This window comes from Spirulina sp. CCY15215, assembly GCF_016888125.1.
GTDB lineage: Bacteria > Cyanobacteriota > Cyanobacteriia > Cyanobacteriales > Spirulinaceae > CCY15215.
This window is the reverse complement of record NZ_JACSWA010000389.1, coordinates 1-15,791: the sequence shown is the minus strand read 5'-3', so window position 1 is coordinate 15,791 and position 15,791 is coordinate 1. Positions and strand designations below refer to the sequence as shown.

The 15,791-nt window shown below is 39.0% G+C and carries 15 protein-coding genes and 2 tRNA genes; 9 read left to right on the top strand and 8 right to left on the bottom strand.

Annotated elements, in window-relative coordinates; translation table 11 throughout:
• Positions 1–222: 222 nt before the first annotated feature.
• Positions 223–1,380 carry a hypothetical protein gene (locus JUI58_RS11085; RefSeq protein WP_204103846.1) on the top strand — a complete coding sequence of 386 codons (1,158 nt, stop codon included), beginning with the start codon at positions 223–225 and terminating at the stop codon, positions 1,378–1,380.
• Positions 1,381–1,437: 57 nt separating this feature from the next.
• Positions 1,438–2,589 (top strand): CapA family protein, encoded by a 1,152-nt coding sequence (locus JUI58_RS11080; protein WP_204103845.1) that lies wholly within the window; start codon positions 1,438–1,440, stop codon positions 2,587–2,589.
• 20 nt (positions 2,590–2,609) lie between these two features.
• Here the strand turns inward: JUI58_RS11080 and JUI58_RS11075 are convergent, their stop codons facing one another.
• Positions 2,610–3,707 (bottom strand): acyltransferase family protein, encoded by a 1,098-nt coding sequence (locus JUI58_RS11075; protein ID WP_204103844.1) that lies wholly within the window; start codon positions 3,705–3,707, stop codon positions 2,610–2,612.
• A gap of 95 nt (positions 3,708–3,802) precedes the next feature.
• A complete protein-coding gene (locus tag JUI58_RS11070) occupies positions 3,803–5,122 on the bottom strand; it encodes an aminopeptidase P N-terminal domain-containing protein (protein ID WP_204103843.1) in 1,320 nt (439 codons plus the stop codon).
• Between the two features lie 148 nt (positions 5,123–5,270).
• Between JUI58_RS11070 and JUI58_RS11065 the strand changes: the two genes are divergently transcribed.
• A complete protein-coding gene (locus tag JUI58_RS11065; protein ID WP_204103842.1) occupies positions 5,271–5,474 on the top strand; it encodes a hypothetical protein in 204 nt (67 codons plus the stop codon).
• 179 nt (positions 5,475–5,653) lie between these two features.
• On the opposite strand, the gene JUI58_RS11060 is transcribed toward JUI58_RS11065, so the two are convergent.
• The gene (locus JUI58_RS11060) at positions 5,654–5,893 is read right to left on the bottom strand and encodes a 2Fe-2S iron-sulfur cluster-binding protein (RefSeq protein WP_204103841.1); all 240 of its coding nucleotides are present in this window, start codon (positions 5,891–5,893) and stop codon (positions 5,654–5,656) included.
• 241 nt (positions 5,894–6,134) lie between these two features.
• Here JUI58_RS11060 and JUI58_RS11055 point away from each other — a divergent pair, with 241 nt between their 5' ends.
• The gene (locus JUI58_RS11055) at positions 6,135–6,434 is read left to right on the top strand and encodes a hypothetical protein (protein WP_204103840.1); all 300 of its coding nucleotides are present in this window, start codon (positions 6,135–6,137) and stop codon (positions 6,432–6,434) included.
• A 65-nt stretch (positions 6,435–6,499) separates the two neighbouring features.
• On the opposite strand, the gene murJ is transcribed toward JUI58_RS11055, so the two are convergent.
• The 3 genes from murJ to JUI58_RS11040 form a co-directional block, all read right to left on the bottom strand.
• A complete protein-coding gene (gene murJ, locus JUI58_RS11050; protein ID WP_204103839.1) occupies positions 6,500–8,092 on the bottom strand; it encodes a murein biosynthesis integral membrane protein MurJ in 1,593 nt (530 codons plus the stop codon).
• Positions 8,093–8,169: 77 nt separating this feature from the next.
• Positions 8,170–9,876: a DUF262 domain-containing protein gene (locus JUI58_RS11045; protein WP_204103838.1), complete on the bottom strand. Its 1,707-nt coding sequence runs from the start codon at positions 9,874–9,876 to the stop codon at positions 8,170–8,172.
• 41 nt (positions 9,877–9,917) lie between these two features.
• Positions 9,918–10,406 (bottom strand): biopolymer transporter, encoded by a 489-nt coding sequence (locus tag JUI58_RS11040; RefSeq protein WP_239121396.1) that lies wholly within the window; start codon positions 10,404–10,406, stop codon positions 9,918–9,920.
• Positions 10,407–10,685: 279 nt separating this feature from the next.
• Between JUI58_RS11040 and JUI58_RS11035 the strand changes: the two genes are divergently transcribed.
• The 5 genes from JUI58_RS11035 to JUI58_RS11020 all read left to right on the top strand — a co-directional run bounded on the left by JUI58_RS11035 (position 10,686) and on the right by JUI58_RS11020 (position 15,512).
• Entirely contained in the window at positions 10,686–10,904 is a 219-nt protein-coding gene (locus JUI58_RS11035) for a hypothetical protein (protein ID WP_204103837.1), read from the top strand.
• Between the two features lie 131 nt (positions 10,905–11,035).
• Positions 11,036–11,557 (top strand): GNAT family N-acetyltransferase, encoded by a 522-nt coding sequence (locus tag JUI58_RS27710; RefSeq protein WP_204103836.1) that lies wholly within the window; start codon positions 11,036–11,038, stop codon positions 11,555–11,557.
• Positions 11,558–11,800: 243 nt separating this feature from the next.
• Positions 11,801–11,926 (top strand): hypothetical protein, encoded by a 126-nt coding sequence (locus JUI58_RS27005; protein ID WP_275414338.1) that lies wholly within the window; start codon positions 11,801–11,803, stop codon positions 11,924–11,926.
• Positions 11,926–12,849, top strand: a complete 924-nt coding sequence (locus tag JUI58_RS11025) for a UbiA family prenyltransferase (protein ID WP_239121395.1) — start codon at positions 11,926–11,928, stop codon at positions 12,847–12,849. The genes JUI58_RS27005 and JUI58_RS11025 overlap by 1 nt, the downstream gene beginning before the upstream one ends.
• Positions 12,846–15,512 (top strand): PEP/pyruvate-binding domain-containing protein, encoded by a 2,667-nt coding sequence (locus JUI58_RS11020; RefSeq protein WP_204103835.1) that lies wholly within the window; start codon positions 12,846–12,848, stop codon positions 15,510–15,512. Before JUI58_RS11025 ends, JUI58_RS11020 begins: the two co-directional genes overlap by 4 nt.
• Positions 15,513–15,550: 38 nt before the next feature.
• Here the strand turns inward: JUI58_RS11020 and JUI58_RS11015 are convergent.
• Together JUI58_RS11015 and JUI58_RS11010 are read right to left on the bottom strand one after the other, a co-directional pair.
• Positions 15,551–15,610 (bottom strand) — tRNA-Gln (locus JUI58_RS11015).
• Between the two features lie 12 nt (positions 15,611–15,622).
• A tRNA-Asn gene (locus tag JUI58_RS11010) sits at positions 15,623–15,695 on the bottom strand.
• Between the last annotated feature and the right edge of the window lie 96 nt (positions 15,696–15,791).

Here is a 15,791-nt window from a genome sequence, read left to right as displayed (position 1 = left end):
CAACCATACTGCTCGAGGGAACGACCACATCGCAAATGTTGTTTTTCTTTAAATTTCGGGGGGTGCGATCGTTTCTAGGCAATCAGTTCAATCTAGTTCTCTAGCACAACTATCGGACAAAATTACAGCTAAAATCCTGAATATTTTTTTCTCAACCAGGAAGCGCTATACTGGACAGCCAGAACTTTACTTTTTGTTACTTTTTTACTTCTGAGAAAAATTATGTCTTATTGGGTCTGGTTGGCGCGGATGGGATTGTTTGGCTTAATGAGTAGTGCTTTAGTTGCATCTCTGTTTCGTTTTTCTTCCCCCCAACAGGAGGGACAAGTCGATCGCCCAGAGGGAAAAGCAATGGCGATCGATATTGAAAATGTCTTGCCGTCGGACTATAATGCTGTACGGAGCTATACTCCGACCTCAAATTTACCGCTATTCCCTGATTCCTCTGAAGGTGGCCTCAAGCCGAGTTTAGGTTACGAACCCAACGCGGCGATCGCCGATCGCCCTCTCCCCAATGTTCCTAAACCGGCTGCGGTTATCCCGAATGCTGTAACACCGACAAAATCTCAAGGGACTGTTGCAAAAGATACTGCTAAAGGGGGAAGAGTGACGACACCAACCCCAAAATCTGCCCCGACTAAACCCCCTCAAACGCAACCCCAAAAATCTGCCCAACGTCCTGTTACCCCAGGACCCAACTCCTCTTTTAACTTAAATCAGAGTATTATTCGTCATTCTCAATTGTTTGCTTCTCCTGTGACTTTGGGAATGCTGGCGATCGGGGTTGCAGAGGGAAATTATCGCGTTTTTACGGAAAATGAAACTTTATATGTAGAACAAACTTCCCTTTATTTTGGCCATACAGATCCGGGTAATTTATCTTGGGGAGAAAGAGTGACCAATTACGGTCCCTGTAGCGATCAGGGACGTAGTGGGGGCAATATTGAACTAGCAGAAAAAATGTGTTCTCAGCGTGCTTTAGATCGCCTACCGACGAATTTACTTGATCTCTACAATGCGGGGATTAATCCCGATTATGCCTTGGAAGCGGTTCTTAATACTACCGACCTTTACAATCAAGCCAGTCCCATTCATTCCCGTCGCTTTCCTCAAGCCTTGGCGATCGCCCAAAAAGGGGGCTTAAATGGACTCGAGGCGATCGCTTGGGCCAGGACGGCTTCATTTTATTTGAATGCTAACGATGAGTTAGATTTAGATAGTGGTCAAAATCGTGCTTCGGGACTGTTGGGAATATGTTCCCGGGAAAGGCGAGGGTTAACGGAATGGGATTGTGTTTATATGGATCAAATGCGTCGTACTAAGGCGATCGCGTCGGTTTTAGATAAATATTTTAAAGTTTATAAACCCCAACAGGGATAGAAAAGCTGTTGTTCTTCCCATTCTAAGTGGGCTAAAGTAAGGTATTGGTGGTTTATTATGATTTCAGTGATTCGAGATCGCGCTCTTTTTAAGATTGGCAAATCTGCTTTTTTTGTTACCTTTTTTGTTAACTTTGGCTTGATATTCAGTTTGGGGACTGGCAAGGCGATCGCGCAGGTAGAAATTAATTTACCTTTACCGGAAACTCCTCAACCTTCTCCCCCTGAGTTTATTTTTCCCGAAGCAGAGACGGTGACGATTAAAGCTGTTGGGGATACAATTCTCGGTACGAATTACCCGACTAATCAACTCCCAGCAAATCCTGCTAGTTTATTTAATAATGTACAATCTTTCCTCATGGGAGCAGATTTTCTCTTTGGAAATTTTGAAAGTACAATTACAACCTATCCCAATAGTGCAAAAGTTCCGGTAGCGGGTCGCGTTTATGCTTTTCGTAGTCCTCCCAGTCACGCTCGAATTCTGCAACAAGCAGGCTTTAATGTTCTCAGTGTTGCTAATAACCATTCTTATGATTTTACACCACAAGGTTTTCAAGATACAATACGCTATATTCAAGCGGAAGGAATGAAAGCAGTTGGTGCAAAAGGTCAAATTGTTTATACAGAAGCCAATGGCATCAAAGTAGCTTGGATTGGGTTTAGTTATTTGGGGTATCATAATTCTTTAAATAATCTCGGACAAGCAGCCGCATTGGTCAAGCAAGCTGATGCAAATGCTGATATTATTGTTATTTCTGTCCATGCTGGAGCCGAGGGAAGCAATGCACTTCATGTCAGAAACCAAACGGAAACTTTTTATAATGAAAACCGAGGTAATATGGTGCAGTTTTCGCGTACAATGATCAATAATGGTGCAGATTTGATTTTGGGTCACGGTCCCCATGTTCCTAGGGCGATCGAACTTTATAAGGAAAGATTAATTGCTTATTCTTTAGGTAATTTTATCGGTTATCGCGTTCTTAGTAGTAGTGCAGAAAAAGGCTATTCTTTGATTTTAGAAACTCAATTGGATCGAGAGGGAAAATTCATGCAAGGAAATATTGTTCCTTTGCGTTTAAATGGAGAAGCTGTTCCTGCTTTTGACCCCGAAAAGCGCACGATCGCACTCATGCAAAGATTAACTCAAAGCGATTTTCCCAATACACCGATCGCGATCGATGCTGATGGTAATATTGTCTTAAAAAGATGATTGATAACAGGTCAATTGCTTTAGAGTATGAATCTAAAGAACTTGATTTTTCTCAACAAAAGAGTGAGTACAATAGAGAAAAACAACCAATTTACAAACAAAATAGAACTCATTAAAGCAATGTTTTCGCTTAAATTATAATTGAATAGAAACACTGCGATCGCATTCAAACCGATACCGAAAAAATTAGGTAAGAATTTATGAAAACAGTATATTCCCAAAGAGCAACTTGATAGTAGACTAACAAGAGGAATGGGTTTTAATGGTAGTAAGATAAATAAATAAACAAGGGCGATCGACCCAAAAACTAAAGAAAGTCGCGCATAGAGTGGCATAATTCCATCGATAAAAATATCGGGACGATAAAAGTATTTCCACTCTAGGATTGTAAACACAATAAAGGCGATCGCCAAAGGAATAATAATGCGATTAATTTCGCGTTTACGATTATAGCTTGTCTGTTGAGAAAGAGTGGAAACTCGTTGAAAAATGAGATATGAGGAAAAAATATAGGGTATAAAATTAAGCGGATTATCATAAGCTGTCCAAATATATTGGTAATTGAAGAGACTAATACTAGATACAATGATTAAATAACTACAGGATAAAACAAAACCTAGATATTCATAGAAAAGCCATCGCTTTAAATTAATTGTAAATTTTTCTTTAATTTTAATGCTAATATCCGCTAAAAAAGTTATAACTAAGAGAGAGAAAAAGAAGTAAAATAAACCTTTTGCTCCAGTAATAATTGTCCCTAAAATATGGGGAAATGTGCCGAAGCGATCGTAAAAATCAAAGTCACCTACTGCAATTTTGGCAAGCATAAATAAACAAGTCCAAAAACCGTAGAGAATTAATATCTTTGACAGTCTTTTCTCAACAAAATAGTTCTTGATTTTATCTCTTTTAACATAAAATAAATAGAGAGAAACTTGAAAAAAAATAGGGACTGCTATTAAATTAATACTGGTATAATAAAAAAGAAAAATTCGGGAAATGGTTTCATTAACTGCAAATACTCTCAAACCATCGCTATGATTGATAATAACCATTAAACAACCCATAGCTCGTAAATAATCAAAACCAATAATATTTTTTTGTGTGGATAAATTCATTATTCAAGATGAGCAAAAAACATTCAAAAATGAAAAATAGTCCCATGCAGAAAGAGAAAATAATAAATATCTAACGCATGGGAAGACAACAAGAGTTAGATTTTTTGCATTTCTTCCACAGATTTTGGTACTCCAGCAGTTAACACTTCACAACCATCGTTTGTGACTAAAATATCATCCTCAATACGAATACCAATTCCTCGCCATCTTTCGGGAATTTCCGGTTGTTCTTCCGCAGGCTTAATATGTGGAGAAATATAAATTCCGGGTTCAACGGTGAGAATATGACCAGGTTGAAGAATAACTGATTTTTCTTCCCCATACTGATAAACTCCTGCATCGTGAACATCTAAACCTAACCAATGTCCTGTGCGGTGCATATAAAAAGGTTTGTATTTTTCTTCTTCAATAATCTGCTCAAAATCTCCCTTTAATAGTCCCAAATCTAGCAATCCTCCCACTAAAACACAAACTGCTGTATCGTGAATTGTTTTATAATCATTCCCTGGCTTAATCTGCGAAATTGCTTGTAGTTGTGCCTCTAAAACCAATTCGTAAATACTTTGTTGTTCTTTGCTAAAAGATGCACCTACAGAAAATGTACGAGTAATATCGCTATTGTAATAATGATAAGAAGAACCCGCATCAATTAAAAGTAAATCTCCTTTTTGCACTTGACGTTTGTTTTCAATGTAATGCAAAATACAGGAATTTTCCCCAGAAGCAACAATAGAAGGATAAGCCGTAGTCATGCCATAAGACCCAAAAGTATGTTCAATTTCCGCTTGAATTTGATATTCATAAACTCCAGGTTTAGCAAATTCTAGAGCGCGATTGTGAGCTTCTACAGCGACTTTTACGGCTTTACGAACAAGTTCGATTTCCCTCGCACTTTTAATTTGACGTAAGGGATGAAGAGTAGGGTTACTATCTTCGATCGCAATGGGACCTTTCCCCCGCTTAGGATATTGTCGGATAAAACTTTGCCAATGCCGAATGACAGTTTGATTGAATGTGTCATCTCGCCCTAAATGATAATAAATGCGATCGGCATTTTTCAAATATTGAGGGAGTTTTTCATTGAGTTCATTGATAGGATAAACTTCATCTGCACCGTATTGTTTTTTGGTTTCCTCGACTCCAATACGATATCCCGTCCATGTTTCCTTTTCCAGATCTTTTGGCTGGACAAAAAGGACGAACTGATGTTCTTCGTGGTGAGGAGCAAAGACTGCCACAGCCTCGGGTTCGTCAAATCCTGTTAAATAGAAAAAATCGCTCTCTTGGCGAAAAGGATATTCAACATCGTGGTGCATGACGGATAAAGGCGCACTGCCAAAAATAGCCGTACCATGACCGATTTTTTTCATTAGGCGATCGCGTCTCTGGCGATATTCTGCTGCATCTATGCTCATATTGGTGGGATACGCGACATCAATTTTAGGGAATATCTTCTCATTTTATGGCTTCCTTGCGATCGCGCCCAAGTTCCACCACGATCGCCGATTCTATCTTAGAATAGTAAAGAATTGTAAATATTTCTAGACAAAAGGACAACTGGTCATGACAACCTCCGAAGCCACTAAAACCCCCGCAACCGAAGTTCCCGAACCCACTGTCACCCCCGACCTAATCGAACCTAAATTCGGGTTTAACGACTATGCAGAGCGCTTAAATGGTCGTGCAGCCATGATTGGTTTTTTTCTGACTGTTCTAATTGAAGTGCTGACTGGTCAAGGTGTACTGGCTTGGTTAGGTTTGCAGTAGGACTTAAAGATAGAGTACAGGAGTGGGAGCGTCTCGCTCCCTAGCTGCGTAAGTCCTGCTAGCTGCGTAAGTCCTGCTAGCTGCGTAAGTCCTGCTAGCTGCGTAAGTCCTGCTAGCTGCGTAAGTCCTGCGTATTTCCCGGCGCGATCGCCTTCTCCTCAATTGCTCAATACATCTCCCTACCATAAGGGATCGCCATAGAGATTAATTTGCAACTCTTTTTCTCCAGTTGGAACCGCGCTGATACAAGCACATATCGCCGTACCATCTGCTAATTCAACTTCACAAGCGTGACAGGAACCCATCAAACATCCTGTGGGAATGGTAATTCCTGCTCGAGCCGCTACTTCGAGCAGAGGTTCTCCCGCTTCAGCTTCTACTGTGACATTATCAGGTAAGAATTGCACTTGTACGCTCATAGTTTCTTTAATTCCGGAAATCTAATTTTAATTTAACATTTCTTTTGAATCTCTTTGGCTTCTAGACTTCCCTCTCGAGAAAGAAATTAAGCGGGAAAACCGCCCAAACATTCTAGTTTTCTGCACTTCATTCATTAAACAAGAGTATTCTCTCTCATCCTTCGCGAGAAATTTTTAAATTTATCCCGATAGCATCAAGAAAATCCGTATCAGGTAATAGCACCTAATACGGATGTCAATTATGTTCAACAACACTACTTTACTGCTCTTCTTGAGCTTTGTCGCTATTTCTCCTTGGCAAAATGCTAATGCGATCGAAATTGAGGCGATCGCTAATCCTAAAAACACCGTTGAATTTTCTACCCTTAACGATCTTTCCTTCCCAGATCGTTTAGCTACTACCGAGACTCAATGCGATCCAGAAAATCGTGGTAGTGGACGCATCTGCGCTAAAAGCGAAATTCAACAACTTAACAAAGAGCGAGGAAGTGGACGAATTGAGACTGATGAAACAACCTCTAAACAAAGTGTGCATCGTTAATTCTCGTCTATAACTCCAATCATCGGGGACACGAAGTAGTGTCCCTTTTTTAATGTTAAGTTAACTTATTTTTGGCGAAATACTTTTTGTCGAATGCGAGAACTTAGCATTTCTAATTCTGTAAGTTTAAGCAACATTGCCAGAGAGAAAAATACAACCAAAGCAATCAGAGTACAAAAACCCAGTTGACCTAAAAGCAAGAAAAAATTATCGACACCCAGCCATTGTTTCCAAAGATGACTCATCCCTAAACTTGCTAATCCTGAAACCGCACTACAGCCAATTAATCCCAATAAAATTCCACTCCATTCCCATAACGGTAATCCTCGCAAGCGATGATTTAAAATTCCGATAAAAATAGCCATCGAAACTGCATTAACGCCAATGGTTGCCATAACTAAGCCTGGAGTTTTAAAAGCATTGACCAGAAAATAGTCTAAAATAACATTGATAAAAATATTGATAATGCTAATCCGAAAAGGTGTTTCTCCATCTCCTAAAGCATAAAAAACGCGAACGAGAACATCTCTGGCTAAATAGAAAAACATCCCAAAACCATAAGCCATGAGAACAGGAGCAACTAATCTCGAGGCATTCTCATCAAAAGCAAGGCGCTTATAAATAACATCAACAATTGTTCCTGAAACAGACATAAAAATTGCAGTTAAAGGCAACATGGTTAAGGCAGATAAAATCAATCCTTGACGAATGCGCGTTTTTAATTCTGGCCAATTTTCAGGGGCAGAGAGTCGAGAGAATACGGGTAAAAAAGGAACGAGAATCATATTTGAAATAATTCCCAAAGGCGTGAGAACAATAAAATTCCCATAGCGCATGGCCGCAGCAGCACCTTCAATACTGGATGCAAAAAATAAGTCAGTATAAACATTAATATGTAGCATTCCCGAAGAAAATGTTGCGGGAGCCATTACTTTTAGGACATCTCTCACGCCGGAATTCTGCCAGTCAAACCGCAAACGAAATGTTCCCATTCCCGATCGCATTTGAGCAAAAAGTTGTGCTAACCATTGCAAAATTCCCCCAACTAATGTTCCTCCCGCTAAAACAATGCCGCCAATTTGAACATATTCTGGGGCGCTAATTTGCTGTCCAACTCTCCAAACTAATAAGCCAATACCGCTCAAAACAGCAACACTAGAAAAGAGGGGACTAATACCAGGCAACCAGTATTGATCGGCAGCATTTAAGGTGCCAAAACCAATGCCAATTAGCCCAGCTAAAATGGCTAAAGGTGCCATAATTTGTAATTGGAGAATGGCCAGATCGCGAGTGGTTTCATTCAGACCGGGGGCCAGCAAATCAATGAAAATATGGGCGAAAACAATTAAAACGATCGCAACAATAATTAATAAAAGACTAACTAGGGTACTAACGGTTTCTACAATAGGGGCAGCTTGGGATTTTTCTCGCTTGGCTAGAATACTGACTAAAGCACTGTGAAAGGGTCCGTTAATGCCACCGAGGAGGATGAGGAGAAAACCGGGGATAACGTAGGCATAGGTGTAAGCATTGACTACGGGACCGACTCCAAAAGCGGCGGCGATCGCCTGTTCTCGAAAGAGTCCAAAAATTTTACTAATTAAGGTCGCAAGGGCAATAATGCCTGCAATACCCGCCAGAGAACGCGATTTTTTCACAGGATTTTTCTTCAATAATCGATCAAGAATTACTTTATAATAGTTCGGAAACAATTTTCACAAATTATTTCTTGAAATTAAGAAGCAAAATCAGCTTTCCAAATCTGAACTGCACGTTTTGCCAAGTTTTTTTGGCGTGTTAGTATAGTGTCTGGTGTCCATTCCTCAGCGAGAATGTTATTGGTCAATTTATAAACACTGTCCTGATAAGTTTCTTGCTTGACAGAATAGAGATCATTGCCAACTTGACGATTCAATTTAGGTTCTAACGGAGTTAAATTTCCAATTCGATAAAGCATCTCTTCTATCTGAGAATCGGTAAAATTTTTCCGCCAATCTTCTGTTGGAGACTCAGGTAAAATATGTTCAATCGAGAAACTATCTTCATCAAGATCGTTTCTCTTTGAGGCATCATTTTCAAGTTTCCAGAGAATGTAGCGAACGAGCTTCTTTTTTTGCCCTTTTGTAGATATGCTAAAAAAGGAAAAGTCTTGCTCAAACTTTTTATTTTGAACATAAACAGGATTAAGTTTGTCGAAGACCTGTCTGGGATTATTAATCTCATTTTTCATAATGGCAATAGCAATCTTATTGTAAATTGTTTCTAATTCATTCGGGTTAAGACGACTGATAACAGAATAGCGAAAAGATACTACACACACAAGTTTAAGTAAGCGGTTGAAATCATCTGGAGAAAATTTTTCGTAAGCAGCAAATAGAGTTGGATAAGCCTGTTTTACACGAAATAGTTCAAGTTCGCGGATATAAATTTGATTGTCTGGGCTGTCGCGCCAAAATTCATCATTAGCATTACTCAGTGCCGTAAAAAGATCGCTATAGTTTTCTAGTTGATCGAGTAAGTCAAATGATTGTTGAGCATCTTTAACAGATTCACGAATAATTTTAAATATCCGTTTTTGCCTGACTCGAGTTTGTTGTAAGCTAAGATAGTAGCGAAGAAACTCAGGGAATTTTTCCATTTGCACAATATCAATAATTCTTTTCCATTGTCGTTGTGCTTCTTTTAAATCGTCGGGCCCTTGAAAAAGAGAAAATAGGTAATTTTTGAGTAAATCCGTTGAACTGAGTTCTATGCCTCTAGCATTTAAGGTTTCAAAAACAATATAAGCATTCAATTCATTTTCAACATTAATTTGAATAAAGAGTAACTGTTCGGCGATTGTATCTGTTAGGAATTCAGTGAGTTTTGCCCCACTGTTCGTAACTTCTGGAAGTTTATCTAGACACTTACAGAAGTAATCAAATGCTTTCCAAAGAAGTTGATTGGATTTTGCAAGAGAGCGAATATTTTTAGGCTTTCTTAAATTAATGAGATTACTTTGGTAAAAGTCATTATTATTTTCATTTAAAAATAACTTACTTGAGTAGCGAAGAGAACTTGGGTTTTGCTCACTGAGATAATCTCCCCGGAGAATTTCCTTTCTTTTTTTATTATCTTCTACTTCTTCTTCTCGATTGATAAGCTCTTGAATTTTTTCAAGTATAGCAATTGCAATAATACTGAGTGTGGCTAATCGTTGTTGTCCGTCAATAATGGTAAATTTTTTGTCTGAATCTTGAGAACTTTGCAAAACTAATGCTCCCATGTAGTGACCGGAAGGCGGATTATTATGAAGGGTAAGAATATCTTGCCAAAGGTCTTCCCAATTGTCTTCAGTCCAAGAGTAGTCACGCTGAAAAAGAGGAACTTGGTAAATTTTACCGTTACCAATCAGTTCTCTAAAATTTGTAGTCCGAGTATCTAAGAGATTACTGCGAGCCATTGTTTTCTATCCTTTATTATTCATTATCTATTATCAACGATTTAGTTCCGTTCTACGATCGCAATATTCCATTGTCCAAGTTGACTGGTTTGGAAGGCGATGGAACTACCATCGCCGCTAATGGTAGGATTGCGGGAAGACCCTCGTACATTCGCCGTTAACAGTTGCGATCGCGATGTTTGGCGATCGTAGACATAAACATCGCTACGCCCTCGTTCTGTGGAAATATAAGCAAGATACCGACCATCTGTACTGAGGGAGGGCTGATCTTGTACGGAGTTGCGACGGTTAAGGTTAGGAAGGGAAATAAGGGTGCGTTGTTGGAGATCGTAGAGATAAATATTGCGCTGTCCGTTGCGATCGGAGGTAAAGGCTAAATAACGTCCGTCACCACTATAAGCGGGGTTTTCTTCAGGAGAATTGCTATTGAGTCCTCCTGTGGGAATCTGGGGACGAATAAATAAGCCTCCACAACCTTGCAAGAGAAAAGCCAGAAAAATAATTTTAACAATCTGTTTTTTACTCATCATTAGTCCAAGTCAACGTACACAATATTTTCAATTCTTTAGTAGTCGTTAGTAAGTATTAATCTTGATTGTAAATCTTGAAAAATTGTTACAGATTGTGGCAATTTTACACAAATACGAGTATTCAGTTTAAGATAAACTTGACCTTTGCACGAAACTGAGCTATCCTAGTACGGGTAGGGGTTTGACTAAAAACTTAAGACTAAAAACTTAAGACTAAAAACTTAAGACTAAAAACTTAAACTTACTGACTCGATCATTAAAAAATTTAGGAAGAAGGTCATGCTAGTACGAAATCAGATTACATCAAATCAGCGAAAATCAAACTGGTGGAAAACTTTTTGCAAAAGATTCTCTCTGAAAAGAGATGAAAGTCCAAATATTCCGCAAAAAGATGAAAAATTGATTTTAAGTCTATCAGAGGAGGACAGCAAGATTATTTACAGAGCCATGATGAATCCACCAGAGCCATCCGATGAGCTTCTGTCATTATTTGAGTAGATGCTGAACAAATTCTCAACTTTATTAAATCATTAAAACTCTATTGGCTCACTCTAGTAGAGTTTTAAATTTGAACAAATTTTTCTGGTATATACTTTACTATTTACAATAAATAAAAGGACTTAACTTTTGTGGATTGGCAAATTAAACCATTAGATTCTGCGGGAGTAACTCGTAGTAGCTTGAAAAAGTATAAATTTGAATCCGGTCAATCAGACTTAGATCAATATTTAAAACAATATGCTTGGAAAAATCATGAATGGGGTGTGTCGCGAGTTTTTGTAGCTTATTCTTTGGAAACTAAGACAATCCAAGGATTTTATACCTCAAGTATGGGAATTATATCAACTCAATCTATACCAGATTTACAGGAGAATTTCCCAACAGAAACTCCCGCTTTTCTTGTAGGTAGACTGGCAGTAGATATTTCCGTACAGAAACAGGGATTAGGTAAAAAACTCCTAAGACATGCTTTTGAATGTGCTATTGATATATCTCATAAAATAGGTGTTTGGGCGGTTTATGTTAAGGCAAAAGATGAATCTGTTAAAAAATATTATCAAAACCGGGGATTTATTTCCTTAAAAAATAAACCCCTTGTTCTTTTTTTGCCACTACAAACCATCCGAAAAGCAATGCAACAAAATACATAGTAAGATAAATCGCAATTGACATTCCCTAATCATCATAAATCTTGAAAAATTGTTACAGATTGTGGCAATTTTACACAAATACGAGTATTAATTTAATAGTGAGAAGACTTAGGAGATATTTTAAATATTACATTATGGATCGTCGTCGCTATCTATCAGGCGATCGCCAAACCCTCCCAAGGCGATCGCGATCGCCCGGTTAACCCGAAAAAAGACGCAAATCAACAAGCACTGGTAAACTATATGAAACTAGCGAAAAGCAAAGGATTCAGCGATACTCAAATTAGCACTCGCTTGCGAGTTGAAGGATGGGGTAACGAAGAAATTACAGAAGCGCAACAATTATTATTGAGCAATAACGTCAGATAATGTTAAGAATTATGTTGAAAAGATGGTGGATTTATCAACAAGAACGTTTTCCACTTCTCCAGAATGGGATTCTCATTCTTGTTTTTAGTAGTGCGACGGTATTTTATTCGGCTTTACTCCGCGATCGCAATCCCAATTCAGAGGCGATCTTGGTTGCTTTTACTACCTTATTTTTATTCTTTTTACAACTGAGAATTATTGATGAATTTAAAGATTATGATGATGATCGCCGCTATCGTCCCTATCGTCCTGTACCTCGAGGTTTAATTGATTTAAAAGAATTAGGAACTCTTGGTATTTTTAGCGCAGGAATACAGTTATATTTAGCCTATTCTTTGTGTATAGATTTAGCTATTTTATTAGGCTTTGTTTGGGTTTATATGCTCTTAATGAGTCAAGAATTCTTTATTAAACCATTACTTAAAACTCATCCTGTTTTATATTTAGTTAGCCATAATTTAATTATACCTCTGATTTGTTTATATGGGACAGCTTGCGATTGGCTAGTATTAGGAAAATCTCTCCCTCTAGAAATATTTTGGTTTTTGGTTGCGAGTAGTAGTACGGGATTAGTAATCGAAATTGGGCGTAAAATTCGCGCCCCCCAAGATGAAGAAGTTGGCGTGGAAACTTATAGTGTTTTATGGGGGCGAGATAATGCTGTTTTAGTTTGGTGTTCTGTTATTATTTTAAGTTCAATTACCTCTTATTTTGCTGCCGAACAAATTGGATTTTCTCGCCCTTTTGGGTTCTTGGTTTTCGTTTTAGGGACAGGAGTGAGTTTAATTGCTTATGTTTTCTTCAACCGTCCCACTCGTAAAGGGGCGAAATTAATTGATACAATGTCTGCATTATGGACATTATCGATCTATCTTAGTTTGGGTATAGTTCCTTTTTTCGTTCCCTTTTTTCCTCCATTATGAGGTATATCGTTTCTTTGCGGGATAAACCCGAAAAATCTATCATGGGAGGCAAAGGCTTTGCGATCGCGCAACTCCATCAAAAAGGCTTCCTGACTCCCCCCGGTTTCATTCTCACCCCCGAGGCATTTACAGAAAGTTTGTCCTCTCAAAACTATCGTCTTTATCAGCAATTATTCCGAGATAAAACAGCAAAATTCAGCGATATTGAAGAACTATTAAACACTTTAAAACTCAGCGAACGAGTTCAACTAGAATTGTTACAAATTTTAGCCGATCTCTTTCCTTATGGAGGGCGATTTGCCGTTAGGTCTTCTGCAAGAGAAGAAGACGATTGGAGTCAGTCTTTTGCGGGACAACTAGAAACAGTGTTAGGTGTTCCTTTAGAAGATTTAGGCGAGAATATTATGCAAGTTTGGCGTTCTACTTTTAGCCAAAATGTTATTAATTACCGTCAAAAGCAAGGATTCTTTCCTATTGCTTTGCCCCCAGCCGTTTTAATTCAACAAATGATTGATTCTGTTGTTTCTGGGGTAGCTTTTGGTGCAGATCCGATGACAGGACGGCGTAATATTTCAGTGATTAGTTCTGTATATGGTTTGGGAACTTCTTTAGTATCAGGAGAGAGTAACGCAGATACTTTTTATTTAGATCGGCAAGGTCAAATTATACAACAACAAATTATCAAAAAAGAAAGGCAACATCAACTAAAAACAGAACTAAAACCAGGTATTTCAATCGCAGAAGTTCCCAGAGAATTAGCCCAAAAATCTAGTTTAAACGACGAACAAATTCAAGAAATTTTTAAGTTATTGCGTCGATGCAATCAAATCTTTGGCAGTCCTCAAGATATTGAATGGGCGATCGCCAATGATAGACTCTATATTCTTCAATCTCGTCCCATTACCGTTTTACCTCAAACCCATCAACCGAAGGGAACTTATAATCTTTGGGATAATAGCAATATTGCCGAAAGTTATCATGGAGTTACGACTCCTCTCACCTTTTCTTTTGCCCGTCGTGCCTATAAAGAAGTATATCGTCAATTTTGCCTTTTATTGGGTGTTTCAGCAAAAACAATTGCCCAAAAAGATCGCATTTTTAGTAATATGTTGGGCTTTATTCAGGGTAGAATATACTATAATTTGTTAAACTGGTATCGCGTTCTTGCTTTGCTACCGGGATTTCGCATCAATCGCCAATTTATGGGACAGATGATGGGAGTGAAAGAGTCTCTCCCCGAGGAGATTATTCAGGAATTACAACAAGGTAATTGGCGCGATCGCCTTCAAGATAGTTGGCGAATTTTACTAACCGCGATCGGTTTATTAAAAAACTATTTTCTCCTCCCCTACAAAATCCGTAAATTTTACAAACGATTAGAGAGAAATTTAGAGGGAACAGGCCAACAATTACCGAATAGTGCTGATGAATTAGTTGCCTATTATCGAACAATTGAACAAGAATTATTAACCCATTGGGATGCCCCTTTAATTAATGATTTCTTTACCATGATTTTTTATGGGGTATTGCGTCGCTTAACGGTAAAATGGTGCGGGGATGAAGAAGGAACGATGCAAAATGATTTGTTAGCAGGACAAGGAAATATTATTAGTACCGAACCTGCTAGGAGAATGCAGAAAATGGCGGCGATCGCATCCCAAAATGAGGCATTTATCCAAATTCTCTGTCAAGGGCGCTTAGAGTCGATTTTAGCCGCAATAGAAACGATTCCTGAGTTTAAATCGCGATATCAAAATTACTTGGCACGGTTTAGCGATCGCTGTTTAGAAGAACTTAAGTTAGAAAGTCTTACTCTTGCGGATAATCCCTTACCCTTATTGCGGGCGATCGGTATTCTCGCCAAATCTGCCCCTACTTCTCCTCCTCAACCTGACACCCCAAACCCTAATATATTAAAGGTTCGCCGTGCTTTGCGATCGCATCCCTTAAGACGATTAATCTTTCATTGGGTCTTACAAAATGCACGGAAAGGAGTCCGCGATCGCGAAAATCTCCGTTTTGAAAGAACGCGGGTATTTGGTCGCGCGAGACAAGTCTTTTTAGCGTTGGGAAAACACTTTTTTATCGCCGATTTTATCGAGAAAACCGAGGATATTTTTTATCTTGAAGTTGAGGAAATTATGAGAATGATTGAAGGCACCGCAACTTGTACAAATTTAAAAGGATTAGTTGCCCTTCGCAAGGCTGAAATTGAAGGCTATCGAGAAGGAAAAATCCCCAGCGATCGCTTTGAAACCTATGGCATTCCCTACCTCAAAGGACAGCCCTTAGAACGACTTTTTGCTACCGCTTCTTCAGCAGACTTTCAACAAGGAATCGGCTGTTCTCCTGGCATCGTTCGGGGTTCGGTGCGGGTTATTCAAAACCCCCAAGAATTCTTAGATCGAGATCATTCTTCAACCTTACAACCCGGTATGATTTTAGTCGCAGAACGTACCGATCCAGGTTGGATTCTCCTCTTTCCGGCTGCTGCGGGATTATTAGTTGAACAAGGAAGTGTTTTATCTCATGGGGCGATCGTTTCTCGAGAGTTGGGAATTCCCGCGATCGTCTCTATTCCAGGGGTTACACAATGGTTGAAAGATGGAGATTGGGTCGAATTTGATGGCAGTACCGGAAAAGTTTATAAGATTAAGAATTAATTGCGATCGCGCCAATTTCTCTAAAGTATTACTGAGGAGGTAGGGATCGAACCTACAAAATCCTGTTTCAGAGACAGGTGACTTTACCGAATTTGTCTATCTGGCAACGACTGTCCCAGCAGGCATCGAACCTGCAACCTCGCGGGTAACAACCGCGCACTCTGCCAATTGAGCTATGGGACAATATTGAACGCTCCCCAACCAAATCAAAGATTATGGTTGGGGATTCTTTCAGCTACGAGAGACCTCGTAGCGTTCCCAGAACAACTGGCGTTCTCA

What these genes read in the sequence shown, in the direction of transcription:
- JUI58_RS11085 (WP_204103846.1), top strand. Translation starts at nt 223, where the DNA reads ATGTCTTATTGGGTCTGGTTGGCGCGGATGGGATTGTTTGGCTTAATG.
- JUI58_RS11080 (WP_204103845.1), top strand. Translation starts at nt 1,438, where the DNA reads ATGATTTCAGTGATTCGAGATCGCGCTCTTTTTAAGATTGGCAAATCT.
- JUI58_RS11075 (WP_204103844.1), bottom strand. Translation starts at nt 3,707, where the DNA reads ATGAATTTATCCACACAAAAAAATATTATTGGTTTTGATTATTTACGA.
- JUI58_RS11070 (WP_204103843.1), bottom strand. Translation starts at nt 5,122, where the DNA reads ATGAGCATAGATGCAGCAGAATATCGCCAGAGACGCGATCGCCTAATG.
- JUI58_RS11065 (WP_204103842.1), top strand. Translation starts at nt 5,271, where the DNA reads ATGACAACCTCCGAAGCCACTAAAACCCCCGCAACCGAAGTTCCCGAA.
- JUI58_RS11060 (WP_204103841.1), bottom strand. Translation starts at nt 5,893, where the DNA reads ATGAGCGTACAAGTGCAATTCTTACCTGATAATGTCACAGTAGAAGCT.
- JUI58_RS11055 (WP_204103840.1), top strand. Translation starts at nt 6,135, where the DNA reads ATGTTCAACAACACTACTTTACTGCTCTTCTTGAGCTTTGTCGCTATT.
- JUI58_RS11045 (WP_204103838.1), bottom strand. Translation starts at nt 9,876, where the DNA reads ATGGCTCGCAGTAATCTCTTAGATACTCGGACTACAAATTTTAGAGAA.
- JUI58_RS11040 (WP_239121396.1), bottom strand. Translation starts at nt 10,406, where the DNA reads ATGATGAGTAAAAAACAGATTGTTAAAATTATTTTTCTGGCTTTTCTC.
- JUI58_RS11035 (WP_204103837.1), top strand. Translation starts at nt 10,686, where the DNA reads ATGCTAGTACGAAATCAGATTACATCAAATCAGCGAAAATCAAACTGG.
- JUI58_RS27005 (WP_275414338.1), top strand. Translation starts at nt 11,801, where the DNA reads ATGAAACTAGCGAAAAGCAAAGGATTCAGCGATACTCAAATTAGCACT.
- JUI58_RS11025 (WP_239121395.1), top strand. Translation starts at nt 11,926, where the DNA reads ATGTTAAGAATTATGTTGAAAAGATGGTGGATTTATCAACAAGAACGT.
- JUI58_RS11020 (WP_204103835.1), top strand. Translation starts at nt 12,846, where the DNA reads ATGAGGTATATCGTTTCTTTGCGGGATAAACCCGAAAAATCTATCATG.